We start from the raw sequence: 24155 nt of genomic DNA, 5'->3' as shown, positions 1-24155 counted from the left end.
CCTCACCGCAGCTTCAGGGTGGAAAGGCCGACGAAGGCCAGCATGAAGGCGATGATCCAGAACCGCACCACCACCTGGCTCTCGGTCCAGCCGAGCTTTTCGAAATGGTGGTGGATCGGCGCCATCAGGAAGACCCGCCGCCCGGTCAGCTTGAACCAGCCGACCTGGATGATCACCGACAGCGCCTCGATCACGAACAGCCCGCCGATGATCGCCAGCACCAGCTCGTGCTTGGTGGCGACGGCGATCGTGCCGACCATGCCGCCCATCGCGAGCGACCCGGTATCGCCCATGAAGATCGCCGCCGGCGGCGCGTTGAACCACAGGAAGCCGAGCCCGGCGCCGATCACCGCGCCGCAGAGCGGCGCGAGTTCGCCGGTGCCGGCGACATAGTGGATCTGCAGATAGGTGGAGAAGTTCACGTTGCCGGCGACATAGGCGATCAGCCCGAAGGCCGCGGCGGCGATCATGATCGGCACGATGGCGAGCCCGTCCAGCCCGTCCGTCAGGTTCACCGCGTTGCCGGCGCCGACCATGACGAAGGCCCCGAACACGACGTAGAACCAGCCGAGATCGATCAGCACCGACTTGACGAAGGGAAAGGCCAGCGAACTGGCGAAGCTGCCGGTGCCGGCATAGACGATCATCGTCGCCGCCGTGCCGGCGATGAGGAACTCCAGCGCCAGCCGGGACTTGCCGGAAAAGCCCTTGTCGCTCTGCTTGGTGACCTTCAGGTAGTCGTCGTAGAAGCCGATGGCGCCGAAGCCGACGGTGACCATCAGCACGGTCCAGACGTAAAGGTTGGCCAAGTCCGCCCAGAGCAGCGTCGCCACCAGGAAGCCGCTGATGATCATCAGCCCGCCCATCGTGGGCGTGCCGGCCTTCTTGAAATGCGTCTGCGGGCCGTCCGCCCGGATCGGCTGGCCCTTGCCCTGGCGGATCCGCAGATTGGCGATGATAGCCGGACCGAACAGGAACACCACGATGAAGCCGGTGATCATCGCCGCACCGGTGCGGAAGGTGATGTAGCGGAAGACGTTGAAGATCGGGAATTCGGCCGCGAACTGTCCGAGATAGGCGATCATGCGTCGTCTCCGGACGATCTGGGCGAGGAATGCGACGCCGCGTCGCCCGAGGTCTCCGGCGCGTGGTGGGCGATGAGCCGCTCCACCAGCGGCCCGAAGCCGATGCTCTTGGATGCCTTGACCATGATGACGTCGCCGGGGCGCGCCGCGCCGAGGAGGCTCGCCAGCAGCTCGTCGACATTCTCGTGCCACTCGCGCGGCACGCGGTTCTCGAGCACGTCGTCGAGGGCCTTCATCTCGTTGCCGGCCATGTAGACCCGGTCGACGCCGGCCGCCTCGATCGCCCCCACCAGCTCGGCGTGCAGCGACGGCGCGTGCGTTCCGAGCTCCAGCATGTCGCCGATCACCGCGATCCGGCGTCCGCCCTCGCCCAGGGTCTCGGTCTTCAGCACGTCGAGCGCGGCGCGCATCGAGGCGGGGTTGGCGTTGTAGCTGTCGTCGATGAGCGTGATGGTCCCGCCTCCCGGCAGTGGCAGGCGGTGGCGGGCGCCGCGTCCCTTGACGGCGCGCCAGCTGCCGAGCGCCGCCGCGACCGCCTGGATGTCGGCGCCGGCGAGCCTGGCTGCGCCGAGCACGGCGAGGACGTTCTGCGCCATGTGCCGGCCGCTCGGCGCGAGCGTCACGCGCACCGCCTCGCCGGCGATCGTCGCCGTCATCTCGGCCCCGTCCGGCGACGGCGCGAAGGAGGTCAGGCGGAAGTCGGTCCCGGCGGCCTCGCCGAAGGTCGCGATCCGGCTCACCCCGGCGGCGCGCGCCAGCGTCGCCAGCCGGCCGCATTGCGGGTCGTCGCCGTTGAGGATCGCCGTGCCGCCGTCGACCAGCCCCTCGAAGATCTCGGCCTTTGCCTCGGCGATCTCGTCGATGTCGCGGAAATGCCCGAGATGGGCCGGCGCGATCAGCGTGACGATCGCGAGGTCCGGGCGCACCAGCTTGACCAGCGGGCGGATCTCGCCCGGATGGTTCATGCCGATCTCGAACACCGCGAAGCGGGCATCTTCCGGCAGGCGCGCCAGGCTCAGCGGCACGCCCCAGTGATTGTTGAACGAGGCAGCGCTGGCATGGACGCTGCCGCAGGCCGACAGCCCGTGCCGCAGCGCCTCCTTGGTGGTGGTCTTGCCGACGCTGCCGGTCACCGCGATGATCCTGGCCTGCGAGCGGGCGCGTGCCGCCTCGGCGAGCCGCGTCAGCGCCTTCAGCACGTCGTCGACGACCAGCAGCGGCGACTGGACGCGTCCCAGCGCCGGCAGCTTCTGTTCCGAGACGACGTGCAGCGCCGCCCCGGCTTTGGTCGCCGCGGTCAGGAAATTGTGGCCGTCGAACTGCTCGCCCTTGATGGCGAAGAACGCCTCGCCCGGCTCGAGCGTGCGGCTGTCGATCGAGATGCCGGTGATCGTCTCCGGCAGGTCGCCGACCGGCCGTGCATCCATCGCCGCCATCAGCGCCGGAATGTCCCAGAGTGCCGCGCTCATCGCCCCGCCTCCGCGATCGCCGCGCGGACCTCTTCATGGTCGCTGAAATGCTGGGTGACGCCGCCGGCGGTCTGGCCGACCTCGTGGCCCTTGCCGGCGATCACCACCGTGTCGCCGGCCCGCGCCGTGCGCACCGCCTCGAAGATCGCCTCGCGCCGGTCGCCGATCTCGGTGGCACCGGGCGATGCCGCCATGATCTCGGCGCGGATCGTCGCCGGATCCTCCGAGCGCGGGTTGTCGTCGGTGACGATGACGATGTCGGCGAGGCGCGCGGCGATCTCGCCCATCATCGGCCGCTTGATCTTGTCGCGGTCGCCGCCGCAGCCGATCACCGCCACCACCCTTCCGGTGGTGAACGGGCGCACCGCGGCCAGCACGTTCTCCAGCGCCTCGGGCTTGTGCGCATAGTCGACGAAGACCGGCGCGCCGCTCGCCGTGGTGCCGGCGAGGTCGAGCCGGCCGGAAGCGCCCTTCAGCGTCTCCAGCGCCGCCAGCGCGTCGGCCGCCGGAACGCCGGTGGCGATGGCAAGCCCGGCCGCGACCAGGGCGTTGGACATCTGGAATTCGCCGGCCAGCGGCAAGACGATGCGATGGATGCGGCCCTCCGCCTCGATCTCGCCGATCTGGCGGTGCCGCTCGTGCTCCAGACGCTTCAGCGTCAGGAAGTTCCCGCCGCGCCCGACGGTCATCACCCGCAGGCCGGCGCCGGTGGCGACCTCCACCACCCGGCCCGACCAGCGGTCGTCGGCGAACACCACGGCAGGCGCGCCCTTCGGCAGCAGCGCCGAAAACAGCCGCATCTTGGCCGCGAAATAGGCCTCGATGTCGGGGTGATAGTCCATGTGGTCGTGGCCGAGATTGGTGAAACCGCCGGCTTCCAGCCGGACGCCGTCGAGCCGGCGCTGGTCGAGCCCGTGGCTGGAGGCTTCCATGGCGGCGTGCGTGACGCCCTCGCCGGCGAGCTCGGCCATCAGCCTTGCCAGCGCGATCGGGTCCGGCGTGGTGAGCGAGCCGTATTCGTCGCGGCCGGGCGACACCACGCCGGTGGTGCCGATCGAGGCCGCCGCGATCCCCGCGCGCGCCCAGATCTGCCGCAGGAAGGTGGCGACCGAGGTCTTGCCGGCGGTGCCGGTCACCGCAACGACATGCGCCGGCTGCGCGCCATGAAAGCGCGCCGCCATCAGCGCGATGGCGCGGCGCGGGTCCTCGGCGCGGATCAGCGGCAGGGTCGTGTCGATCGCGGCGTTCGTGCCGGCGAGGATCGCGGCGGCACCGCGGCTTTCGGCGTCGGCGACGAAGCGCGCGCCGTCGGCCTTCGAGCCGGCGACCGCGGCGAACAGGAAGTCAGGCTGGGTTTCCCGCGAATCGGTCGAGAGTCCGGCGATCTCCGGGTCGCTGCCCGTCCAGGTCGCCGCAAGGCCCTCTGCGAGTTGGGAAAGCTTCATTAACCATGTTCCGCTCTGTACCGAAAAGCCGGCCTAACCTTGGCCGGCTGCTCGGTCTTCTATCGCCAAGCGGTCGCTCGGTGAAGATCGCTTTCGTCGTGCCGGAACAGTTCGTTCCGGTTGTGGTATTAATACGAAACGAGCAGCGACTTGGCCTCGTCCCCGAAATCGGGCCGCACGCCGAGCAGCGTCGCCGAGCGGCGGATGACGGCGCCCACCGTCGGCGCCGCGTTCCAGCCGGCGGTGGCGTAGGGCTTGCCCTCCTCGCGCTTCGGCTCGTCGATCACCACCAGCACGATGTAGCGCGGGTCGTCCATCGGGAACGCCGCCAGGAAGGCGTTGAACTTCGCCGTGTCGGAATAGCGGCCGTTCACCACCTTGTTCGCCGTGCCGGTCTTGCCGCCCACCTTGTAGCCCTCGACCTCGGCGCTCTTGCCGGAGCCGCGCTGGTCGGCGACGTTGAGGCGGAACAGATAGCGCATCTGGTCGCTGGTCTTCGGGTCGACGACCTGCGTCGCCAGCGCATCGGCCTCGGCCCGCGTGCGTGGCAGGAAGGTCGGCGGGATGTGCTTGCCGCCGTTCATCAGCGTCGCCGCGGCGACCGCCGTCTGCAGCGGCGTCGTCGAGACGCCATGGCCGAAGGAGATCGTCACCGAGTTGATCTGCTTCCAGACCTTCGGCTGCGTCGGCGTCGCCACTTCCGGCAGCTCGGTCTGAAGCCGGGTCAGCAGGCCCATGCGGGTCAGGAATTCCTGGTGCCCCTCGACGCCGACCACTTCGGCTTCCTTGGCCGTGCCGATGTTCGAGGAGTAGATGAACACTTCCGGAACCGACAGCACGCGCTTCTTGCCGTGGAAGTCGGAAATGGTGAAGCCGCCGATGCGGATCGGCCGCGACGCGTCGAAGGAGTCGGTGATCTTCACCTTGCCGGAGTCGAGCGCCATGGCGGTGGTGAAGGTCTTGAAGGTCGATCCCATCTCGTAGAGGCCGGCGGACATCCGGTTCATCCGGTCCTTGTCGAGGGCCTGCTTGGAATCGTTCGGGTCGTAGTCGGGCAGCGACGTCATGGCGATGACCTCGCCGGTGTTCACGTCGAGGACGACGCCGCCGACGGCGATCGCCTTGTAGCGGGTCATCGCCGCGGCGAGCTCGTCGCGCAGGATGTGCTGCACGCGCAGGTCGATCGACAGCCTGACCGGCTCGAGATCGGTCCCGACGGCAAGACCCGCGTTCTGCAAGGCGCGGTAGCCCTGGTCGTCGATGTATTTCTCCATGCCGGCCGTGCCCTGGTTGTCGACATTGACATGGCCGGTCACGAAGCCCGCGGTGCTGCCGCCGGGATAGAAACGCCGCTTCTCGGTGCGGAATCCGATGCCCGGAATCCCGAGATCGAGGATCGCCTGCTGCTGGCCGGGCGTCAGCTCGCGGCGCAGCCAGGCAAAGCCCGCCTTGCTGGCCAGCCGGCTGTAGAGCCATTTCGGATCGAGATCAGGCAGCACGCTGAGCAGCAGCTCGCTCGCCTCGTCCGGATCGATGATCCGCCGCGGTTCGGCGAACAGCGACGCGGTGCGGATGTCGGTGGCCAGCACTTCGCCGTTGCGGTCGATGAGGTCCGGGCGGGCCGCCATGATCTGGTCGCGCGCCCCATAGGCGGAGGCGACGTCGTACGGGGCCGCACCCCACATCACCAGACGGCCGCCGATGACGCCGTAGATCCCGACGAACAGCCCGATCGCGAGGGTGATGCGGCCGCGGTTCTTCGGCGGGCCGAGGCGACGGCGCCGGCCGAACGGATCGAATTCCGGCAGCGCCGACTCGGCGACCTTCTTGCGGCGGAAGAGCCTCGTGACGTCCATCAGCGCACCACCGTTTCGCCGTTGTCGGCATAGCCGCCGAGCGTGTTGTTCTGGTCGGGGACGAGGTTGACCGGCCGGGCCGGCAGCTCGTCCGGCTCCACCACCTGGTCGGGCCGCATCGGCTTCAGCTGCAGCTCCGTCTCGAAAGCGTGGACCAGCCGCTGCAGCCGCGGCGGCTGGTCGAGCAGGCTCCAGTCGGCCTCGAGCAGCTGGATCGTCTCCTTCTCGAGCGCGATCCGGCGTTCCACCTGGGCGAGCTCGCTCTCGGTGGTCTCGGCCTGGTGCTTGATCTGGTAGGTCCAGGCGGCGGCGGAAATCATCACCGCGATCAGCACGACGTCGATCGTCTTCAGCATCGGATCACTCTCCGCTCTCGGGCAGGTCGGCAAGCGAGGGCAGCGCCGCGAAATCGAGCGCGCTGCCGGGGTCTCGGGCGGGTTCGGCGGTCCGGATGCCGCTGCGCAGCTTGGCGGAACGGGCGCGCGGGTTGCGGCGCGCCTCCTCCTCGCTCGCCGCGACGGCCTTGTTACGGGCGACAAAGGTCTGCGACACCGGGGCGAGGTCCGGCAGGTGCCGCGACCCCGAGGGCGGCGACGAGCGGTCGCGCAGGAAGCGCTTGACGATGCGGTCCTCCAGCGAATGGAAGCTCACCACCACCAGCCGGCCGCCGGGCTTCAGCACCTGCTCGGCCGCCACCAGCGCCCGGGCGAGTTCGCCGAGCTCGTCGTTGACGTAGATGCGCAGCGCCTGGAAGCTGCGGGTCGCCGGATCGATCTTGTCCTTGGGCGAGCGCCCCACGACCTTGCCGACCACGCCGGCGAGATCGAGGGTCCGCTCGAACGGCCGCTCGTCGCGGCGCGCAACGATCGCCCGGGCGATACGCCCGGCCTGCTTCTCTTCGCCGTAGAATCCGAGCACCCGCGCCAGGTCGCCGATCTTCAGCCGGTTGACGACGTCGGCGGCGGTCGGGCCGGTCGAGCCCATCCGCATGTCGAGCGGCCCGTCCTTCTGGAACGAGAAGCCCCGCTCGGCGGTGTCGATCTGCATCGACGAGACGCCGATGTCGAGGACGATGCCGTCCACCGTGCCGCCATGCGCCGCGACGATCGCGGCGAGGTCGCCGAAGCGGCCCTCGACCGGGGTCAGCCGGCCGTCATAGGCGCGCGCCATGTCGCGCGCCGTGGCGATCGCCGACGGATCGCGGTCGATGGCGATGACCGAAGCGCCAGCGTCGAGGATGGCGCGCGTGTAGCCGCCATTGCCGAAGGTGCCGTCGACGACGACCTCGCCTTCCGCCGGCTGCAGGGCGGCAAGGACCTCGGAGAGAAGCACCGGAAGATGACGGGCTGGTCCGCCAGCGGAGGGTTCCTCGACCCCGCCGCCGCCCGTCGTCATTCCGGTGCTCTCGCCGAAGCGGTCCCACCGGATCGCGAGGCGAGAAGTCGCTCCCGCGCCTCGTTCCGGTAGGCCTCGAAGTGGTCCGGCTCCCAGAGCTGGAAATAGTCGCGCGCGCCGACGAAGGCGACGCGGTCGCTGATCCCCGTATGGGAGCGGATGAAGTCCGTCATCATAATCCGCCCCTCGGAGTCGAACTTCAGATAGGTGCCGTCGCCGAAGGCGAAGATCGACAGGTCCTGGAACGTCTCGCTGAACGGATCCTGGGCGTCCATGCGCCGCTCGAAGCGCTCCATCAGTTCCGGCCCGCCCACATCCATCACCGGATGCGTCAGCGAGCGCATGGCGAACAGGTCGCGAATGCCGCGGGCCGCGATCACCTGCCGGAAGGCGGCCGGCACCGAGACCCGGCCCTTGGCGTCGATATTGTGCACGAAGTTGGAAAGGAACCGATCCATCAGCCGCCGACTGTCCTGGAGCGACCCGTTCGCATTCCATCAAAGCCCCCGCTTTGTCGCCGGTCCGCAGGCACGCGAATGCCCTGGCGGACGGCGCCCACCATTTGCTCGCCGCCACCCCGGACGTGCCGGGGAGCGGTATTCGATGTCTGAAAAAAGGGCTGCCGCGCCCCTCGTCTGATGGCATTTGGGATAGCATGGGCGTTCATGGGCGTCAATGGGAAGTACCGGTGCAACACTTGCCCGGCGGCTCCCGTAATTCTTAGAACGCCAGTGTTAACGGCTTATTAATATTGATGTTTCGCAAACGCGGCAGAATTCGTCGGCGCCGATGCTGAGCTGCGCCGGGAGACGATCGAACGGCCGTAAGGGACGGGAGAAAAACGGAAAACGCCGGTGGGGAAAAATGCGCGGCGGGCTGGTGGCGCGCCATCCCATGGCGGAACCCTGGCGGCGCCCGGCATCGGCACGCGCCTGTCGGCGCGCCCGTGGCCGCGTTGGTCGGTAGAAGATGCCAGTCGGCCTGTAAGCCGGGTTCTGTCGGGCGGCGATGAAGCCGCCGTGCGACCATTCCTCTGGGACGGCGCTTGCGCGCCGCCTCGAGCAACCTACCCGGACGACCGGCCCGGAGAAGGGCTGTCACCTGCCTTGCGGCAGGCTCCGCGTCGTCCCTATTCGGTCTTGCTCCCGGTGGGGTTTGCCGTGCCGCCGCCGTTGCCGGAAGCGCGGTGGGCTCTTACCCCGCCGTTTCACCCTTACCCCGCCATCACTGCGGCGCGCTCGGCTGGAGCCGGCAAGCCGCACTGAAGGCGGGGCGGTCTGTTTTCTGTGGCACTTTCCCTGGGGTCGCCCCCGCCGGACGTTATCCGGCACCGTTTCTCCGTGGAGCCCGGACTTTCCTCCCCCGCCGTCTTTCGACATATGGCGGGAGCGGTCGCACGGCCGACTGGCGACGCCTAGGTGTTCGCCATGGCGCGCAATGTCAACCGTTGGATGGAAAAGCGCGTGACGGGCCCCGGTCGCGAACGCGTCCCGGCGGCCCGTCTCCCCGGCTCAGGCGCGGGCCATTTCCCGCTGCACCTTCGAGCAGTAGCGCTTCGAGATCGGGTTCATCCGCTTGGCGTAATGGCCGGCGTTGTACTTCAGGATCGTGCCGCAGGTGCTGCCGTCGCCGCGCTGCATCGCGCCGGCGAGATAGCGCATTCCCCACTTGATGTTGGTGGCCGGATCGTAGAGCGCCTTGGTCGAGCCGCGATAGCCCATGCCGCGGGCGGTGGCGGGCTTGATCTGCATCAGGCCGACCTCGCCGGCAGCGCCGGTCACCGTCGCCCGGTAGCTGCTCTCGATCCGCACCACCGCATGAGCGAGTGCCACGGGCACGCCATGGGCCTTGGCCTGAGCAGCGATGATGGTGGCGTAAGGCCGGTCGGCAAACCGCTCGACGGATGCCATCTGCACGTTACCCGCTTCGGTATTTCCCCTCACGGAGTCGGCCGTGGAAGCGGTCGTCAGGCCGAGCGCGATCGTCGCGGCGAGAGCCGCGGCAGTCAGTCTTGTCATGGAAACCCCAGATGTTGCCTGTCGCCCCAACCCCTTGAAAGAGCGACACTATCCCCTCGCCGCTGGAATGCTGCGGCTGCGAGGACCGCTATGTGCGGGGCAAAAGGACCGGCAATGTGACGGCTACATCACGGACTGTTTCAGGCTGATACATGGACCCGGTCAGCTGTCGCCTGAGCAACGGCGCCGGGACGCCGCAGCGGCGACTGCGGCAACTGCATGAGCAGCCGGTGCAGCGTCTCCACGGTCGAGGCGTCGGCGACCCCGTCGACGCACGCGCGGCGGAAGTGCCGCTGGAAGGCGATCGTGGCCTGGCGCGTTGTCTCGCCGAAGGTTCCGTCGATCGGCACGCCGTAGCCGTAGGCCGCCAGCAATCCCTGATAGGCGGCGACCGGGTCGCCCCTGTCGCCGAGGCCGAAGAAGCGCCCGCCGGCGATCGGCGCCGCCTCGACGTAATGGCCGAGTCCGGCGCGGAAGAGTTGATCCCAGGGGAACTTTTCGCCGGGATCGGCCTTGCGCCCCGGCGCAACATCCGAGTGCCCGAGCAGTCTTTCCGGCGGAATCGCCCAGCGCGCGGCACAATCTGCGCACAATTGCGCGACCGCCCGCACCTGCGCCTCCGGAAAGTCCGGATAGCCGGCGGCGTGGCCGAGATTGACGATCTCGATGCCGATCGACCGGGAATTGATGTCGTCCTGTCCCCGCCAGTTGCCCACCCCGGCATGCCAGGCGCGGCGGGCCTCCGGCACCATCTGGACGATCCGCCCGTCCTCGTGGACGAGATAGTGGCACGACACGGCGCTGACCGGGTCGCACAGCCAGCGCACCGCGTCGTCGCCGGTGCCCATGCCGGTATAGTGGATGAGCAGCATGTCCGGGCCGCCCGGCACCCGGCGTTCGTTGTGGTTCGGCGAGGCCAGCACGATGTCGACGAGCGGGGAGTCTGGGGTCAAGCGGCGTCCCGGCTGGTGATCGCGTGATAGGCTTCGTTGATCGCCTTCATCCGCTCGTTGGCGATGAACATGAACTCGTCGGGTACGCCGCGGGCCGACAGCCGGTCCGGGTGGTTTTCCCGCGCCAGCGTGAGGTAGCGGGCCCGCGCCTCCTCGCGCGGCGCGTCCGGGCTGATCCCCAGCACGGCATAGGGATTGTCCGGCCCGAGAATGTGCCGGTTGCTGAGGCGGGCGAACTCGCTCTCCGTCAGGCCGAAATGCCGGGCGACCTCGGCGAGGAAGGCGAGCTCGTGCTCGTGCACCAGCCCGTCCGCCTTGGCGATGTGGAACAGCCCGTCGAGCACGTCGGTGAGGATCTGGCAGTCGCCGTCCTCCTCGCGGCACAGCGCCTGCAGCCGCGCCGCGTAGAACTCGAAGCCGGCGGTGTCGCGCTTGGCGATGTCGTAGAGCCGGAAGACGTTGCGCAGTTCCGCCGGCGGAATCTCGAGGATCTGCTGGAACGCCGCGATCTCGCGCTGCGACACCACGCCGTCCGCCTTCGCCATCTTGGCCGACAGCGCGATCACCGCGACGCTGAAGGCGACGCCCCGCCTGGTCGCCTTGTCACCCGCGAACAGCGAGCGGATCGCCTCGAGGATCGCGTCGAGCGTCGCCCGCCCACCGGCAGGAACCGATTGCAGCAACGCGCTGAGGCTTGAAAGTATCTGCATTCCGACGATTCACCGACAGGGACGGACGCAATTATCGGCGAAGCATTGCTGCAACGCAAATAGGGCCGCCCAACCGGGCGGCCCATCGATATCGAGATACTGCGGCGGGATGCCGTCGCCGTTAGTTGGCCGGCGTCGTGCCCGTGGCAGGCGGAACAACGACGGTGTCGTCGTCCTCGAGTGGCGTGGTCTCCGGCGCCACAACCGGCTCATCCTCCTCGACGACCGGCGCGGCCGGCTCGACGACTTCCGCATCGTCTTCGGCGGGCACCGTGACTTCCGGCTCGACGACTTCCGGCTCGACGACCTCCGGCTCGACCGCTTCGGTCTCGACGACAGGCTCCGTCGTTTCGGTCTCCGTTGCCTCGTCGGCATCCGAACAGGCGCCGAGGGTCAGGAGAGCGGCGGCACTGGCGGCCAGCAGGAGCGTTTTCATGGAATAGTCCTTCCGAGATTAAATCGTGGTTCTGCATCGAAACGCGGCAAACCGCTTCCGGTTCGAGCACGACCCGATCACAGATCATGTCCGATTGCGACAGCGGTCGGGTCGCGGATCGTCCGGCAGCGCTTCGTCACAGAGGGACGGGAGCGATCAGCCTCGGTCCAGCCACCTCTGCTCAGATGGTCCGCATCCAGCCGCCGTCAATATTTGCTGCCCGACCTGTGGCGCCGCGGCCATTGTCATCGAGTGCCTCTCGTCGGAAAATTCCGCGAGGGGACTATCCGGAGCCGCCATGACCACGCTTTCTGCCGTTTGCGGACGCTTCGTCTCGGGCGCGCTTCGCCGCTTATCTCCGCGGCCCTCTCGCGCCGGGCGGCAGGGCCTGCTGATCGCCGCCGGCCTGGCGGCGCTGGCCCTCGCCGGCTGCCGTTCCGCCTCGCTCGACGTCAACGACCTTGGCCTCGCCCCCGCCCCATCGGGCTTTTCGGCCGACAGCGCCCATGCCTATCCGGTGCATGGCATCGATGTGTCGAAATACCAGGGCACGATCGACTGGGCCGCCGCCCGCGAGGCCGGCACCGCCTTCGCCTGGCTCAAGGCGACGGAGGGCGGCGACCGGCTGGACGAGCGCTTCCTCGAGAACTGGCGCAATGCCGGCGCGGCCGGCGTGCCCCGCGGCGCCTATCATTTCTGGTATCACTGCCGGCCCGGCGTCGAGCAGGCCGCCTGGTTCATCCGCAACGTGCCGCGCGAGCGCAACGCGCTGCCGCCGGTGATCGACATCGAATGGACGCCCTTCTCGCCGACCTGCACGCGGCGGCCCTCCACCGACGAGATCGTCCGCGAGGTCGGCGCCATGGCCGCCGTCCTCGAGAAGCACTACGGCAAGCGCCCGATCCTCTACATCCCGATCGACGTGCACCGCGATCGCCTCGTCGGCGCCTTCCCGCATCACCAGGTCTGGCTGCGCGCGGTCAGGGACCATCCGAAGAACGTCTACGAGGACCGCGACTTCCACTTCTGGCAGTACACCGAGAGCGGCACGGTGCCGGGCATCAACGGCGAGGTCGACCGCAACGTCTTCGCCGGCACCAGAGACGATTGGATCCGGTGGCTGCGGACGCACACGGCGGGCTGAGGCTTCTTCAAACTGCCATCATGGCGGGCTAGTCGCGACATCCACCGGCCCGCCGATCCCGAGCGACCGGCTCGACGCAACGCCCGAACAGGACCGCCTCCATGCCTGCAGCCCGCCATATTGCCCTTTCCCTGTCGATGCTTCTCGCCGGCACCTCGCTCGCCGCCGCGCAGCAATGCGGTGGCGATTTCGGGCAGTTCCTGGAGGGCGTACGGACGGAAGCGCTGGCGAAGGGCCTGTCGCCCGCCGCCGTCGACACCGCCATCGCCAACATGCGGCAGGATCCGAAGGTGCTCGCCGCCGACCGTGCCCAGGGCGTCTTCGCCCAGGACTGGGAGCAGTTCGCGACCCGGATGGTCAACGGCTACCGGCTGAGCCAGGGGAAAGCCAATCTCGACAAGCACGCCGGCGTCCTGTCCCGCGTCCTCGACGAGACCGGCGTGCCAGGCCCGGTGATCGCCGCCTTCTGGGGCCTCGAGACCGACTACGGTGCGGTGCTCGGCAATTTCGACACGCTGGCGGCGCTCGCCACACTCGCACATGACTGCCGTCGCCCGGAACTCTTCCGCCCGCATCTGCTCGGGGCGATCGAGATCGTCGACCGCGGCTACCTGACCCCGGCGGAGATGAAGGGCGCCTGGGCCGGCGAACTCGGCCAGACGCAGCTCCTGCCGGAGGAATACATCGCCTACGGCACCGACGGCGACGGCAACGGCCGGGTCGACCTGCGTCAGGACGCCGCCGACGTCCTCGTCACCACCGGCAAGTACATCCAGTCGCTCGGCTGGCGCCGCGGCGAGCCCTGGCTCGAGGCCGTCTCTGTCCCGGCCGACTTCCCGTGGGAGCGCGCCGCCCTCGTCAACAAGGAGCCGCGCTCGGCCTTCGCGTCGCTCGGCGTCACCAAGGCAGACGGCTCGCCGCTCGAGTCCGACGCACTGCCCTCATCGCTGATCCTGCCGATGGGCCGCGGCGGGCCGGCCTTCCTCGCCTTCCCGAATTTCGACATCTACCTCGCCTGGAACAAGTCGCTGGTCTACTCGCTGACCGCCGCCTACTTCTCCACCCGCCTCGCCGGCGCGCCGCCGGTCGACATGGGCAACCCGCAGCCGGGTCTCGATCTCGAGAACACCAAGCGGCTGCAGCAGCGCCTCAGCGATCTCGGCCACGACACCGGCGGCGTCGACGGGATCATCGGCGAGAACACGCGGGCCGCGGTCCGCCAGGAGCAGATCCGCCTCGGCCTGCCGGCCGACGGCTGGCCGACCCCGGAACTCCTCTCGGCTCTCTGAGACCGCCGGCCCGCTGCCCGCAGCAACGCCGCAGGTGTAGCCGCCGCCCAGCCTGGCTCGTCGACGCAGCTACGACGGAGCGAGGCCGACGCCGTACCGGTTGGCGAGTTCCCAAAACCAGTCCCGGTCGAGGTCGTCCGTCCGGTCGACCTCGAAGAGGGCCGCTGCCGCGCGTTCATGGATTGCATAGCAAAGCTGTTCGTCGTCGTGGCGGGCCGTATAGACGATGCCATCGGCTGCCAGCGAATGCTCCGCAAGGGCCTTCGACCATTTCTGGGGAATGTCGTAGGGCAAGCCGCCATGGGTGACCTCGGCCGTCGCGCCAAGGACAGCCAGACCCGGTCCTGTCAGGCTGATCAGGGTAAGCGCGCGGACGTTCTGCATCTGGACGTAGGCTTTCCGCGCCAGCAGGTCGAAATCGATCTGCGTCCGTCCCGGTGTCCGCAGGAACGTCTCGGCGAAGGCACCGGCGCGGTCACGGGCTGCGTAGAGCGTTCCATAGCTCCCGTCCGGAGCGTTGAATCGTCCGCTCGGCGTGCTGTCGAAATGGATCGGCTCGTGGGAGGAATTGTAGAAGCGATGGAGAAGCGAGCCGCGTGGAACGCTAAGGACCTTCGGCGAACGTGCCCCGAGGTCCGCCGGCGGCTCTGGTGCGCTCAAGCTCCCTGCTCGCCCACACGTCTGGCTGCCTCGACGACGCGGTCGACCTCCCCGTTTCGCATCAGCTCTATTGGCTTCTTCCCGCCGAGTTTCGGATTCGGCTGGACGAGGAAGTTGAGGATCGTCCACGGGTTCCTCGTGGGCAAGGCCTCGCGCACCGTTCGCATCCCGCCGACGATCGACCCGTCGGCCTTGAACTGGGCGACAGGGTAGCGGCGTCGGTTGCTGGGGCCGGGCACCGCCAGAAGGCTTCCCTCGCTGACCCGTTTCTCGACAGCCTGACGCGTGACCCCGCGCATGAGCGCCTGGACCTCTTCCAGCGTATAGGCACCGCCGGCGGCGCGCAGATCGTCTTCGGCAATGCGGATCCCGTCCAACATGGCCCTGGCCCTGGCGTCCGGTTCGAAGGCCTGTGTGGCGATCTGCGGGACGACGGACGCCTCGTTCGAACCGTGTCCGGACGCGCTTTTTCTGGCTGCCGCCTTCAGTTTCTCCGTCACGACGATGGCTCCGTCCTCTGGCGACTGGCGCCCGAAACTTATCGAGCCCAACATAGGCAACTTTGACAACTTTCGGTAGAGCCTGCGGAGGTTTGCATGGAAGGTCTTCGGGTCAGCCTACCACCCTCTATTGCCACCGCTTCGCGTGCGGCAGGGCACTCCCGGCAGACAGGTCTGCCTCACCGCGCCTGTTGTCATCCGCCCGCCGTCCCCATATGCCCGCACGGAGCAGTGAGCGCTCCGTGAGGAGTGAGTCACGCATGAAGAACCCCCAGACCCCGCTTCATCCCGACCATGTGCGGCGCCTGCGTCGCGTCAGCCGCCTGGCGCGACTGATGGACACGGCGATCCGGATTCCCGGCACCAGCATCCGCTTCGGCGGCGACTCGGTGCTCGGCCTGATCCCGGGCGTCGGCGACGTGGCGGGCGGCGCCGTCGGCCTCTACATCGTCAACGAGGCGCGCCGGCTCGGCCTGCCGACCAGCAAGATCGTCAAGATGCTCGGCAATCTCGGGCTCGACGTGGTGGTGGGCGCGGTGCCGCTGGCCGGCGACGTCGCCGACCTGTTCTTCAAGGCGCACCGGCGCAACCTCAACATCATCCTCGAGCATTTCGGCGAGGCCGACACCGAACTCGGCGAGACGATGCGCGAGCGGCCGATGAAGGACGTCACGCCGAAGCGCCGCTAGCCGCCTCGCTCACCAGCGGCCTCGGCGGCCTCGCTCACCAGCGCCGCGTGCGCCGGAAATAGGCCTCCGCCTCGGCCCCGAAGGTCCGGCGCAGTCCCGCCTCCTCGCCGCGGATGAAGCGGCTGGTGATCACGAACGGATAGAACCTCGCGATCGCCACCGCCGACAGCGCGCCGAGCCAGAAGGCGACGCCCAGCACCACCAGCGCCATGCCGGTATAGATCGGGTTGCGGTTGATCCGGTAGGGACCCTCGACGATCAGCGCCGTCGGCGACTGGCGCGGCATGATCTCGGCCTTCTTGCGGCGGAACCACAGCGCCGACCAGACCATGATCGCGATCCCCGCGAGCGCCATCAGGATGCCGAGACCGGTGCTCCACGCCGAGCCGAAGCGCGCGATGGGGACGAGCCAGGCCGCAAGGCTCGACGCCGCGATCGTCGCCAGCGCCCACATCGGCGGCAGGTCGAATGTGAGATGGCCGTCACGCACCGGTCATGGCTCCGCGTCTCCCGCTCCACCGCCTGGCCAGGACCGCACCGCGCGTCGCGCCGGTCCGGCTGCCGCATGATACAGCCCTCGGCCGTCGGGGCCTACCCGCCGGCCGGCCTTCCCGCGGCATCGCAGCCGCGGTCGCCTCAATCCGCCATCGTCTCCAGGCTCGCATAGCCCTCCGCCGCCTCGCCCTCGTCGAACGGCGTCGTCACCTCGACGAACGTGTCCGGATAGAAGCCGTTGAAACGGGTCCTGAGCGACAGGGAATAGGCGCCGATATGGCCGATCTCGATCCAGTCGCCGGTGTCCACCGTCTCCGGCAGCCAGAACGGCCGCGACAGGATGTCGACGCTGTCGCAGGTCGCGCCGCACACCTTGAACGCCTCGATCTTCGACGGGTCGCCGTTGCGGCTCTGGCGCGCCGGATCCGGGATGAAGCGGGCCGGCAGGGTGATCTTGCCGGTCCATGAGTCCGACAGCGACGCCCAGATGCCGTCATTGATGTAGAGCCGCTTGCCCTTCCTCAGCAGCACCCGCACGACCAGCGAGAAGGAGCGCGCCACGATCACCCGGCCGGGCTCGGCGACCAGCGGCATGTCGTCGAAGCCCCATTCCTTCAGGTCGCCGCGCAGCCGCGACATGATCTGCCCGAGCCCCGGCATCTCGCGCTTCTTGCGGCGCGGGTCGTGGCCGTATTCCGCCGGGAAGCCGCCGCCGACGTCGAGCCCGGCGAGCGGCACGTCGGCGCGGTTGCGCACCCAGTCGGCCGAGGCGAGCGCCCGCTCGTAGGTGTCGGGGTCCTCGATCTGCGAGCCGACATGGAAGCAGATGCCGACCTTGAAGCCGATCTTGTGGCAGCGCTGCAGCAGTTCGACCGCGTGCGCCGGGGCCGCGCCGAACTTCTTCGACAGCTCGTAGGCGGCATGGCCCTTGGTCTGGATGCGCACGAACAGCGTGATCGTGCCGGGGTCGAGGTCGAGGGCCCGGACGATCCGCAGGATCTTGGCGACCTCGTCCTCGTGGTCGAGCGACAGCACGCGGATGCCGTAGGTCTCGAGCGCCAGCCTGATGTCGGACTGTGCCTTGACCGGATGCATGTAGAGCATCTCGGCCTTCGGCAGCGCCTTGAGGACGGCGGCGAACTCGCCCGGCGAGGCGACGTCGAAGATCTTCACCCCCGCCTCGGCGAGCGCCGAGAGCACCATCGGCTCGCCATTGGTCTTCACCGCATAGGCGGTGTCGCCCGGAAACGCGTCCATGAAGCCACGGGCGTCGGCCTTCAGCACATCCGGCCGGAAGCAGTAGACCGGAACGTCGGGCCGAAGCGCGAGCGCGGCGTCCTTGGCGGTCTTGAATTTCTGCAAGGAGAGCTCCTGCCTTCGGGTCGGACGGGGCAATGCCGATGCACCTAGGGCGGCGTCGGCGAATGTTGCGGGGCAGCGTCGATCGTCGTGTCCCGGTCTGGTGACCGGCCTTGCCGGCCGGGCGTCGCCGGCCCTATTGAGGACGCGTCATCCCTAGGAGCTTCGCGCATGAACGTCCAGCCGCTCGGCCTTGCCCGCCTGCTTGCCGACATCGAGGGCGGCCGGGCCACCGCGGCCCGGACCATCGCCGCGGCTGAGGAGCGCATCGACGCGCTGGACGGCGAAATCGCCGCCTTCGTGCGCCGCGCCCCGGCGGAGAGCATAGCGGCGGCCATCACGGCCACCGGCCCGCTCGCCGGCGTGCCGTTCGGCGTCAAGGACATCTTCGACACCGCCGACATGGCGACCGAACATGGCTCGCCGCTCTATGCCGGCCACCGCCCGGTCGCCGACGCCGCCCTCGTCGCGATGGCGCGGGCGGCCGGCGCCGCGGTGCTCGGCAAGACCGCGACGACGCAGTTCGCCTCGCTCGACCCCTGCGCCACGCGAAACCCGCACGACCTGTCCCGCACGCCCGGCGGCTCGTCCTCGGGCTCGGCGGCGGCGGTCGCGGCCGGCATGGTCGCCGGCGCCTGCGGTTCGCAGACCGGCGGCTCGGTGCTGCGGCCGGCCGCCTATTGCGGCATCGCCGGCTACAAGCCGAGCTTCCGGCTGCTGCCGAGTGTCGGCATGAAGACCTTCGCCTGGTCGCTGGACACGGTCGGCCTGTTCGCCGCCGGCGTCGCCGACGTCGCGCTGCTCGCCGCGCGTCTGACCGGCCGGCCGCTCGCCGCCCCGCCGCTCGCCGACGCCGCGGGCCTCACCTTCGGCCTCTACCGCAGCAGTGTCGACGCCGGCATCGAGCCGGAGATGCGGGAAGCCTGGGACAAGGCCGCCCGGGCGCTGGAAGCTGCCGGCGCGACGCTCGTCGAGCTGGAAGAGCCGGCCGCCCTCGCCGCCGCCCGCGACGTCCACGGCATCGTGCAGAACTTCGAGGCCGCGCACGCGCTGATGTGGGAGCACCGCACCCATCGCGAGGCGCTGGCACCGCGCGTCCTCGCCCAGCTCGACGAGGGAGCCGCCACCTCCCCCGCCGCCTACGATGCCGGCCGCCGCACCGCCCGGATCGGCCGCCGGGCCGCGACCACGCTGTTCGAGACCGTCGACGCGCTGCTGCTGCCGTCCGCGCTCGGCGCCGCCCCGGAAGGCCTCGGCTCGACCGGCGATCCGGCGCTCAACAAGCTCTGGACGCTGACCGGCAACCCCGCCGTCAGCGTGCCCGGCCTTGCCACCGCCGGCGGACTGCCGCTCGGCATCAGCATCGTCACCCGCTTCGGCCGCGACGCCGAGGCGCTGGCGATCGGCGCGCTGCTCGAGGCCCGGCTGCGCGCCTGACCGTCGCGGGACGCTCTCTGATCGCTTCGGGGAGAAACGTCACCGCGACGCGCCGCTGTGCCAAAAAAATACAGCCTGCCGCTTCGCGCTGCATCGCGTTGACCCGCAGGGGCTGGCCGCCGCGACGGCGGATTTTCATGCCGCACTGCACCAACGAAACCGTCTTTACGATTTGCCGATCTCGGTTAACGTCCGACCCGTCGTCAGATGAGGAGGCACTTCAATGGAACTGACACGTCCCATGAACCTGCTGTTTATCTGTGCCGCATTCGCATTCGTCGGTGCCCTGGTGGTGGGAATCGTGCCCTGACCAGGCCGGTGATCGTCACCATCAGGGTGGCGCCAGAGACGAAAAAGCCGGGGTTCTCCCCGGCTTTTTCATGTGACTTTGCTGGCGGCTGGCCTCGGCTCAGGCCGCCTGCGCAGCGCCCTCGGCCGCCGTGCCGCCGGTGCTGCCGGCCCGCAGGCCGAGGATGTGGCAGATCGAGTAGACGAGGTCCGCCCGGTTCATCGTGTAGAAATGGAAGTCCGAGATGCCGCGGCTGGTGAGGTCGAGTACCTGCTCGGCGCAGACGGCGGCGGCCACGTGGCTTCGGGTCTGCTCGTCGTTCTCCAGCCCGTCGAACCGCTCGGCCAGCCAGGACGGGATCTTCGTGCCGCAGGCACTGGAGAAGCGGGCGATCTTGGTGAAGTCGTGGATCGGCGCGATGCCGGGCACGATCGGGATGTAGATCCCGGCCTTGCGGACCCGCTCGACGAAGCGCTCGTAGACGTCGTTGTCGAAGAAGAACTGGGTGATCGCCCGCGTCGCGCCGTTGTCGACCTTGCGCTTCAGGAGGTCGATGTCGGTGGCGAAATCCGGGCTCTCGGGATGCTTCTCGGGATAGGCCGAGACCGAGATCTCGAAATCGGCGAAGGCCTTCAGCCCGGCGACCAGCTCGACGGCGTTGCGATAGCCGTCCGGACGGGACACATACTCGCCGCCGACGCCGGCCTGGCTGTCGCCGCGCAGCGCCACGAAATGGCGCACGCCGGTCTCCCAGTACTGGCGCACCACCGCGTCGACGTCCTCGCGGGACGCGTCGACGCAGGTCAGGTGCGCCGCCGGCGTCAGGCTGGTCTCCTTGAGGATTCGCTCGATGGTCGAATGGGTGCGCTCGCGGGTCGATCCGCCGGCCCCGTAGGTGACCGAGACGAAGCGCGGCCCGAGCGGCGCCAGCCGCTCGATCGAGCGCCAGAGATTCTCCTCCATCTTCTCCGACTTCGGCGGGAAGAACTCGAAGGAGACGTTGATCCCGGAAGGGGAAAGCGGGCTGGTGCGGCTCATGGCAGGTTCTTCTCAGCTGGCTTGGGCAGGATGGGTGGACGCCTGCTCGGCGACGAGCAGGCGCGGGTCGCGGGCGATGCAGAGCGTGACCGTGAGTTCGCCGGTCTGCTCGCCCTTGGAGACGAGATGCTGGATGGAAACGGTCTCGAGCCCGGCATCGTCGAGATAGCCGGTCAGCGACTCGTCGGAAAAGCCGAGCCGCAGATGCGCGTGTTCGGCGCGCAGGAATTCCAGCGAGTGCGGGGCGAAGTCGATGATCGCCATGCGCCCGCCGGGCGCCACCGCCCGCGCCGCCTCGGCGACCGCGGCGGCCGGGTCGTCGAGATAGTGCAGCACCTGATGGATGGTGACGAGGTCGAAGGCCTGGCGCTCCACCGGCAGATGGTAGGCGTCGCCCTGGCGCACCAGCGCGTTGGCGATGCCGGCCTGGTCGAGCTTGGCGCGGGCGATGGCCAGCATCTCGCGCGAAGCATCGACACCGACCGCCCGCTCGCAGCGCGGCGCGAGCAGTTCCAGGAGCCGGCCGGTGCCGGTGCCGATGTCGAGCATCGTGCCGATCCGCTTGGGGCCGAGCGCGTCTAGCAGCGCCCGCTCCACCTCGGCGTCCGAGGCATGCAGCGCCCGGATGCGGTCCCAGTGCCCGGCATTGCTGGCGAAATAGCTGGCGGCGCGGCGGGCCCGGTCGGCCCGAACCGATTCCAGCCGCTCCATGTCGCGGCGGATCTCCGGATCGCCGTCATCGACCCAGCCGACCAGCGTGCGCACCAGTCCGGACATGGTCGCCTCGTCGGAGACCCGGAAATACGCCCAGGCGCCTTCCTGGTAGCGCGACAGCACGCCGGATTCGACCAGCAGCTTGAGATGCCGCGAGATCCGCGGCTGCGACTGGCCGAGAATCGACGTAAGCTCGCTGACGGTCAGGTCGCTGCGCGCCAGCAGCAGGACGAGTCGCAGCCGGGTCGGTTCGGCGACGGCCTTCAGCGCGTCGACGAAGGATCCGAAAGAGAGTTTGCGAATGTCCAGCATCAAGGCTTCCGATCACGATATAAACATATCTTTATATCGAAACGGCGACGGCTGCAAGCCGCTTTCGCGACCCGCCGGCTCGCTCGCCCGGTCCGGCGTGCCTCCCCTGCCCGGTGACCGTCGTTGACCGACCCCCAGGCCGACGGGCCGCAGTCCGCCGCGCCGGCTGGCGGCGCGCGTCCCGGCGAGGTGGCGTTCGCCGGCCCGGCGCCGGCCTATCGGGATGCCGGCCTAGTCTTCATCGGCCGCATCCGTTCGCCCTGGGCCGATCGCAGCGCCTGCCCGAAGAACATCGGCGCGGCGCGGGAGCGTGGCCAACCGGCGACGGTCGAGATCGACGCCGCCTTCCGGCCGGCGCTTCAGGGCCTGGCGGCGGGCGCCTACGTGCATCTCCTCACCTGGCTCGACCAGGCCACCCGTGACCTGGCGCTGCAGGTGCCGCGCCACGCGAGCGGCCCGCGCGGCTCCTTCTCGCTGCGCTCGCCGGTCCGGCCCAACCCGATCGGCATGCATCTGGTGCGCATCGACGCCATCGATCCGGTGGCCGGCATCCTCACCATCGACGCGATCGACGTCCTCGACGGCACGCCGCTGATCGACCTGAAGCCGTATCTGGCGTCGGTCGACGCACCGCCCGCGGGCTGAGCCCAAGGTGGCCACCGAACGCCAGAAGCGCATCGCCCGCGCCCTCACTGCGCTGATCCCGCGCGCGCCGTTCATCGACGCCGAGGCGATCCGCGAGGCGGCGCGCTCGCGCCACATGCGCCCGCTGTCGCCGGAGCGGGCGACATGGCTGGCGGCGATCTCGCATATTCGCCACGCCCATACCGACTACGACGTGCTGATGGACGACGGCTACGACCGCGACGCCGCGCGCTACTTCGTCCTGGACGACATCAACGACGTGCTCGACCGATGGGGCGCAACAAGGCGCCTCGATCCGGACTTTTCGGAAGACAATCTTCCCGACGACATGCCGGACACCGACGATGCCGGTTCCGCCGGTCTCGGTCGCGACGACTAGCTGCCGTAGATCCACTGCTCCGGCACGCGCGCCTCGAACCCCTCGCCGGCCTCGATCCGCCCCGGCTTCTCCACCCAGCCGACCAGCCCACGCCGGTGCCTGGCGGCACGCACGTAGGCGAAGGGAATGTCGGCGCGCCCCTCGTAGTGGCGCGCGACCGCGTGGCCGGCCGCCCGGCAGGGGGCGTTGTCGCCGTCGATCTTCAGCGTGACGCCGCCCTCGAACATCAGGAGCGTGCGCGGCGGCAGGAAGGAGAGCCGGGCGATCCCGGCGATCAGCAGGTTGGCGCCGACCCATTCCGGCCGGATCGCGTCGATGCCGAGCGCTTCCGCCGTCTCGGCGAGTTCGTCGGCCGCAAGCAGCGAAACCTGCCGCTCGTTGCGGATCTCGGTGCCGCGGGGATACCAGGGCTCGCGGCCGCCGGCCCGCCGCGTCAGGCCGCCGTGGCGGTCGCCGTCGAGCCCGTCGAAGCCGAGGTCGAGCGCCGCCACCTGGCTCGTCTCGAAGCCGCTGCCGGCGGTGCGGTAGAGCGCGGTGGCGCGGCCGGCGAGCCGCAAGCCCGGCCGGCGCTGCGGCGCGGCCGCCCGGTCGGGCTCGGCCGCCTCACCCAGGTCCAGCATCTCCTGCCCCGTCGCGCTGCTCGCCAAGGTCAGGCCTCCCGGTCGTCGCGATTGAATTCCGCCGCGTGCGAGCGTTCGAAGGTGACCACCCGGTAGATGTAGAAGAGCACGATCACCGCCAGCACCGCATTCGAAACCGGCCCGACATATCCCTCCACGGCGTCGTAGTTCTGGCCCAGCAGATAGCCCGCCAGGGCCAGCAGCGAGGTCCAGATCGCGCTGCCGATGGCCGAGAAGATCAGGAACGTGCCGATCGGCATGCAGGCGATGCCGGCCGGCACCGAGATCAGCGTCCGCACCGTCGGCACCAGGCGCCCGAACAGCACCGCCATGACGCCATGCCGGCGGAACCAGGCATTGGCCACGTCCACGTCGCCGGGCGACAGCGTCATCCAGCGCCCGTGCCGGTCCGCCAGTCGCTTCAGCCGCGCCTCGCCCATGAAGCGGCCCGCGTAGTACCACGGCACCACGCCGGCCAGCGATCCGATCGTCCCGGCCAGGATCACCGTCACGATCGACATGCGCCCGGCCGCCGCCTCGTAGCCCGCCAGCGGCATGATCAGTTCCGACGGGATCGGCGGGAAGATGTTCTCCAGCAGCATCAGCAGCGCGATGCCGAACGGCCCGAAGCTGTCCATCATGGTCTTGACGAAAACGTCCATCGCATCATCCACTTGGGCCGGCTCGCGCGGCAGGACGTGGCCGGCCCGATCGCGTCGATGGCCGTTCCGATAGCGCGCGCTTCGCCCCGTTGCAACGCAGCAGGACGGAATGGCTTGCCGCGGGATGGGGCGGGTGCTCTGCTCGCGCCATGAGCACCGGCCTCGACAGTTTCGACAATTTCTCCTGGGCAAGCCTCCTCGCCGGCAGCGAGGCGCTGGTCGTCGACCCGGACGCCAGGCGCGCCATGCGCACGGCCAACGCGCTGGAGGCCGCCGGCGCGCGGGCCACCATCGTACCCGACCGGGCGACGGCGCTCGACCGCCTGCTGCGGCGGCGCTTCTCCCTGGCGGTGGTGGCGCTGGCGCCGGACGCCTCGCTGGACGGCGAACTCGACGCGGCGCTCACGGCGGCGGGGATCCGGCTGATGCTGCTGGCGGATCACGCCCGGCACGAGGAGCTGCGGACGCTTCATCCGGATGCCGCCGTGGCGACGATCGGCATCGGCGAGCGGGCGCTGGTCATGCTGCTGACCGGCACCCGCGACGAGTGACCGGC

At 69.3% G+C, this 24155-nt stretch carries 26 protein-coding genes and 1 other RNA gene; 7 read left to right on the top strand and 20 right to left on the bottom strand.

The features are described 5' to 3' along the window. Positions 1-2: 2 nt before the first annotated feature. From mraY to LXB15_RS05205, 12 genes are all read right to left on the bottom strand, one after another. Positions 3-1085 carry a phospho-N-acetylmuramoyl-pentapeptide-transferase gene (mraY, locus tag LXB15_RS05260; protein WP_233951433.1) on the bottom strand — a complete coding sequence of 361 codons (1083 nt, stop codon included), beginning with the start codon at positions 1083-1085 and terminating at the stop codon, positions 3-5. Next, positions 1082-2554, bottom strand: a complete 1473-nt coding sequence (locus LXB15_RS05255; protein ID WP_233951431.1) for a UDP-N-acetylmuramoylalanyl-D-glutamyl-2,6-diaminopimelate--D-alanyl-D-alanine ligase — start codon at positions 2552-2554, stop codon at positions 1082-1084. The genes mraY and LXB15_RS05255 overlap by 4 nt, the downstream gene beginning before the upstream one ends. Beyond that, on the bottom strand, positions 2551-3999 hold the full coding sequence (locus LXB15_RS05250; RefSeq protein WP_233951429.1) for a UDP-N-acetylmuramoyl-L-alanyl-D-glutamate--2,6-diaminopimelate ligase: 1449 nt from the start codon (positions 3997-3999) through the stop codon (positions 2551-2553). The genes LXB15_RS05255 and LXB15_RS05250 overlap by 4 nt, the downstream gene beginning before the upstream one ends. 128 nt (positions 4000-4127) lie before the next feature. Next, positions 4128-5855 carry a penicillin-binding protein 2 gene (locus LXB15_RS05245; RefSeq protein WP_233951427.1) on the bottom strand — a complete coding sequence of 576 codons (1728 nt, stop codon included), beginning with the start codon at positions 5853-5855 and terminating at the stop codon, positions 4128-4130. Next, a complete protein-coding gene (locus LXB15_RS05240; protein WP_233951426.1) occupies positions 5855-6211 on the bottom strand; it encodes a hypothetical protein in 357 nt (118 codons plus the stop codon). Before LXB15_RS05240 ends, LXB15_RS05245 begins: the two co-directional genes overlap by 1 nt. 4 nt (positions 6212-6215) lie before the next feature. Next, on the bottom strand, positions 6216-7250 hold the full coding sequence (gene rsmH, locus LXB15_RS05235) for a 16S rRNA (cytosine(1402)-N(4))-methyltransferase RsmH (protein WP_233951424.1): 1035 nt from the start codon (positions 7248-7250) through the stop codon (positions 6216-6218). Further along, positions 7247-7708 (bottom strand): division/cell wall cluster transcriptional repressor MraZ, encoded by a 462-nt coding sequence (gene mraZ, locus LXB15_RS05230; RefSeq protein ID WP_233951422.1) that lies wholly within the window; start codon positions 7706-7708, stop codon positions 7247-7249. The genes rsmH and mraZ overlap by 4 nt, the downstream gene beginning before the upstream one ends. 510 nt (positions 7709-8218) lie before the next feature. Continuing rightward, an RNA gene (rnpB, locus tag LXB15_RS05225) (RNase P RNA component class A) lies at positions 8219-8658 on the bottom strand. A gap of 103 nt (positions 8659-8761) precedes the next feature. Beyond that, positions 8762-9268 (bottom strand): lytic transglycosylase domain-containing protein, encoded by a 507-nt coding sequence (locus LXB15_RS05220; protein ID WP_233951421.1) that lies wholly within the window; start codon positions 9266-9268, stop codon positions 8762-8764. 140 nt (positions 9269-9408) lie between these two features. Further along, positions 9409-10221, bottom strand: coding sequence for an N-acetylmuramoyl-L-alanine amidase (locus LXB15_RS05215; protein ID WP_233951419.1), 813 nt, complete (start codon positions 10219-10221; stop codon positions 9409-9411). Next, positions 10218-10931, bottom strand: a complete 714-nt coding sequence (locus LXB15_RS05210; RefSeq protein ID WP_233951417.1) for a DnaJ family molecular chaperone — start codon at positions 10929-10931, stop codon at positions 10218-10220. Before LXB15_RS05210 ends, LXB15_RS05215 begins: the two co-directional genes overlap by 4 nt. 121 nt (positions 10932-11052) lie before the next feature. After that, positions 11053-11367 (bottom strand): hypothetical protein, encoded by a 315-nt coding sequence (locus LXB15_RS05205; RefSeq protein WP_233951415.1) that lies wholly within the window; start codon positions 11365-11367, stop codon positions 11053-11055. Positions 11368-11665: 298 nt separating this feature from the next. Here LXB15_RS05205 and LXB15_RS05200 point away from each other — a divergent pair, with 298 nt between their 5' ends. Together LXB15_RS05200 and LXB15_RS05195 are read left to right on the top strand one after the other, a co-directional pair. Beyond that, on the top strand, positions 11666-12511 hold the full coding sequence (locus tag LXB15_RS05200) for a glycoside hydrolase family 25 protein (protein ID WP_233951413.1): 846 nt from the start codon (positions 11666-11668) through the stop codon (positions 12509-12511). A 101-nt stretch (positions 12512-12612) separates the two neighbouring features. Then, the gene (locus tag LXB15_RS05195; protein ID WP_233951411.1) at positions 12613-13800 is read left to right on the top strand and encodes a lytic murein transglycosylase; all 1188 of its coding nucleotides are present in this window, start codon (positions 12613-12615) and stop codon (positions 13798-13800) included. Positions 13801-13869: 69 nt separating this feature from the next. Here the strand turns inward: LXB15_RS05195 and LXB15_RS05190 are convergent, their stop codons facing one another. Together LXB15_RS05190 and LXB15_RS05185 are read right to left on the bottom strand one after the other, a co-directional pair. Continuing rightward, the gene (locus LXB15_RS05190; protein WP_233951409.1) at positions 13870-14460 is read right to left on the bottom strand and encodes an RES family NAD+ phosphorylase; all 591 of its coding nucleotides are present in this window, start codon (positions 14458-14460) and stop codon (positions 13870-13872) included. Further along, positions 14457-14960 carry a hypothetical protein gene (locus tag LXB15_RS05185; RefSeq protein ID WP_233951407.1) on the bottom strand — a complete coding sequence of 168 codons (504 nt, stop codon included), beginning with the start codon at positions 14958-14960 and terminating at the stop codon, positions 14457-14459. The genes LXB15_RS05190 and LXB15_RS05185 overlap by 4 nt, the downstream gene beginning before the upstream one ends. Before the next feature lie 260 nt (positions 14961-15220). Here LXB15_RS05185 and LXB15_RS05180 point away from each other — a divergent pair, with 260 nt between their 5' ends. Beyond that, on the top strand, positions 15221-15649 hold the full coding sequence (locus tag LXB15_RS05180) for a DUF4112 domain-containing protein (protein WP_233951405.1): 429 nt from the start codon (positions 15221-15223) through the stop codon (positions 15647-15649). Positions 15650-15683: 34 nt separating this feature from the next. On the opposite strand, the gene LXB15_RS05175 is transcribed toward LXB15_RS05180, so the two are convergent. Continuing rightward, a complete protein-coding gene (locus LXB15_RS05175) occupies positions 15684-16139 on the bottom strand; it encodes an isoprenylcysteine carboxylmethyltransferase family protein (protein ID WP_233951403.1) in 456 nt (151 codons plus the stop codon). 146 nt (positions 16140-16285) lie between these two features. After that, complete coding sequence (locus tag LXB15_RS05170) at positions 16286-17506, bottom strand: alanine racemase (RefSeq protein WP_233951401.1); 1221 nt, start codon at positions 17504-17506, stop codon at positions 16286-16288. A gap of 168 nt (positions 17507-17674) precedes the next feature. Here LXB15_RS05170 and LXB15_RS05165 point away from each other — a divergent pair, with 168 nt between their 5' ends. Continuing rightward, on the top strand, positions 17675-18940 hold the full coding sequence (locus LXB15_RS05165; protein WP_233951400.1) for an amidase: 1266 nt from the start codon (positions 17675-17677) through the stop codon (positions 18938-18940). Positions 18941-19349: 409 nt separating this feature from the next. Here LXB15_RS05165 and metF read toward each other — a convergent pair whose 3' ends face one another. Both metF and LXB15_RS05155 read right to left on the bottom strand, forming a co-directional pair. Further along, a complete protein-coding gene (metF, locus tag LXB15_RS05160; protein ID WP_233951398.1) occupies positions 19350-20267 on the bottom strand; it encodes a methylenetetrahydrofolate reductase [NAD(P)H] in 918 nt (305 codons plus the stop codon). Between the two features lie 12 nt (positions 20268-20279). Then, entirely contained in the window at positions 20280-21293 is a 1014-nt protein-coding gene (locus tag LXB15_RS05155) for a metalloregulator ArsR/SmtB family transcription factor (protein WP_233951396.1), read from the bottom strand. Between the two features lie 123 nt (positions 21294-21416). On the opposite strand from LXB15_RS05155, the gene tsaA reads away from it, so the two are divergent. Together tsaA and LXB15_RS05145 are read left to right on the top strand one after the other, a co-directional pair. Continuing rightward, positions 21417-21938, top strand: a complete 522-nt coding sequence (gene tsaA, locus LXB15_RS05150; RefSeq protein WP_233951394.1) for a tRNA (N6-threonylcarbamoyladenosine(37)-N6)-methyltransferase TrmO — start codon at positions 21417-21419, stop codon at positions 21936-21938. A 7-nt stretch (positions 21939-21945) separates the two neighbouring features. Then, positions 21946-22317, top strand: coding sequence for a DUF2293 domain-containing protein (locus LXB15_RS05145; protein WP_233951392.1), 372 nt, complete (start codon positions 21946-21948; stop codon positions 22315-22317). Here the strand turns inward: LXB15_RS05145 and LXB15_RS05140 are convergent. Both LXB15_RS05140 and LXB15_RS05135 read right to left on the bottom strand, forming a co-directional pair. Next, entirely contained in the window at positions 22314-22937 is a 624-nt protein-coding gene (locus LXB15_RS05140) for a molybdenum cofactor sulfurase (RefSeq protein ID WP_370640208.1), read from the bottom strand. The two genes, LXB15_RS05145 and LXB15_RS05140, sit on opposite strands and share 4 nt — an antisense overlap. A gap of 29 nt (positions 22938-22966) precedes the next feature. After that, positions 22967-23599 (bottom strand): DedA family protein, encoded by a 633-nt coding sequence (locus LXB15_RS05135; protein WP_233951388.1) that lies wholly within the window; start codon positions 23597-23599, stop codon positions 22967-22969. 149 nt (positions 23600-23748) lie between these two features. Here LXB15_RS05135 and LXB15_RS05130 point away from each other — a divergent pair, with 149 nt between their 5' ends. Further along, positions 23749-24150 carry a hypothetical protein gene (locus tag LXB15_RS05130; RefSeq protein ID WP_233951386.1) on the top strand — a complete coding sequence of 134 codons (402 nt, stop codon included), beginning with the start codon at positions 23749-23751 and terminating at the stop codon, positions 24148-24150. Positions 24151-24155: the final 5 nt, after the last annotated feature.

This window comes from Aurantimonas sp. HBX-1, assembly GCF_021391535.1.
Lineage (GTDB): Bacteria > Pseudomonadota > Alphaproteobacteria > Rhizobiales > Rhizobiaceae > Aurantimonas.
The sequence above is the reverse complement of the archived record's forward strand: the minus strand, read 5'-3'. Positions and strand labels throughout refer to the sequence as shown.

Coding starts and splice junctions, on each gene's coding strand:
- mraY (WP_233951433.1), bottom strand. CDS start 1,085: ATGATCGCCTATCTCGGACAGTTCGCGGCCGAATTCCCGATCTTCAAC.
- LXB15_RS05255 (WP_233951431.1), bottom strand. CDS start 2,554: ATGAGCGCGGCACTCTGGGACATTCCGGCGCTGATGGCGGCGATGGAT.
- LXB15_RS05250 (WP_233951429.1), bottom strand. CDS start 3,999: ATGAAGCTTTCCCAACTCGCAGAGGGCCTTGCGGCGACCTGGACGGGC.
- LXB15_RS05245 (WP_233951427.1), bottom strand. CDS start 5,855: ATGGACGTCACGAGGCTCTTCCGCCGCAAGAAGGTCGCCGAGTCGGCG.
- LXB15_RS05240 (WP_233951426.1), bottom strand. CDS start 6,211: ATGCTGAAGACGATCGACGTCGTGCTGATCGCGGTGATGATTTCCGCC.
- rsmH (WP_233951424.1), bottom strand. CDS start 7,250: ATGACGACGGGCGGCGGCGGGGTCGAGGAACCCTCCGCTGGCGGACCA.
- mraZ (WP_233951422.1), bottom strand. CDS start 7,708: ATGGATCGGTTCCTTTCCAACTTCGTGCACAATATCGACGCCAAGGGC.
- LXB15_RS05220 (WP_233951421.1), bottom strand. CDS start 9,268: ATGACAAGACTGACTGCCGCGGCTCTCGCCGCGACGATCGCGCTCGGC.
- LXB15_RS05210 (WP_233951417.1), bottom strand. CDS start 10,931: ATGCAGATACTTTCAAGCCTCAGCGCGTTGCTGCAATCGGTTCCTGCC.
- LXB15_RS05205 (WP_233951415.1), bottom strand. CDS start 11,367: ATGAAAACGCTCCTGCTGGCCGCCAGTGCCGCCGCTCTCCTGACCCTC.
- LXB15_RS05200 (WP_233951413.1), top strand. CDS start 11,666: ATGACCACGCTTTCTGCCGTTTGCGGACGCTTCGTCTCGGGCGCGCTT.
- LXB15_RS05195 (WP_233951411.1), top strand. CDS start 12,613: ATGCCTGCAGCCCGCCATATTGCCCTTTCCCTGTCGATGCTTCTCGCC.
- LXB15_RS05180 (WP_233951405.1), top strand. CDS start 15,221: ATGAAGAACCCCCAGACCCCGCTTCATCCCGACCATGTGCGGCGCCTG.
- LXB15_RS05165 (WP_233951400.1), top strand. CDS start 17,675: ATGAACGTCCAGCCGCTCGGCCTTGCCCGCCTGCTTGCCGACATCGAG.
- metF (WP_233951398.1), bottom strand. CDS start 20,267: ATGAGCCGCACCAGCCCGCTTTCCCCTTCCGGGATCAACGTCTCCTTC.
- LXB15_RS05155 (WP_233951396.1), bottom strand. CDS start 21,293: ATGCTGGACATTCGCAAACTCTCTTTCGGATCCTTCGTCGACGCGCTG.
- LXB15_RS05140 (WP_370640208.1), bottom strand. CDS start 22,937: ATGCTGGACCTGGGTGAGGCGGCCGAGCCCGACCGGGCGGCCGCGCCG.
- LXB15_RS05135 (WP_233951388.1), bottom strand. CDS start 23,599: ATGGACGTTTTCGTCAAGACCATGATGGACAGCTTCGGGCCGTTCGGC.
- LXB15_RS05130 (WP_233951386.1), top strand. CDS start 23,749: ATGAGCACCGGCCTCGACAGTTTCGACAATTTCTCCTGGGCAAGCCTC.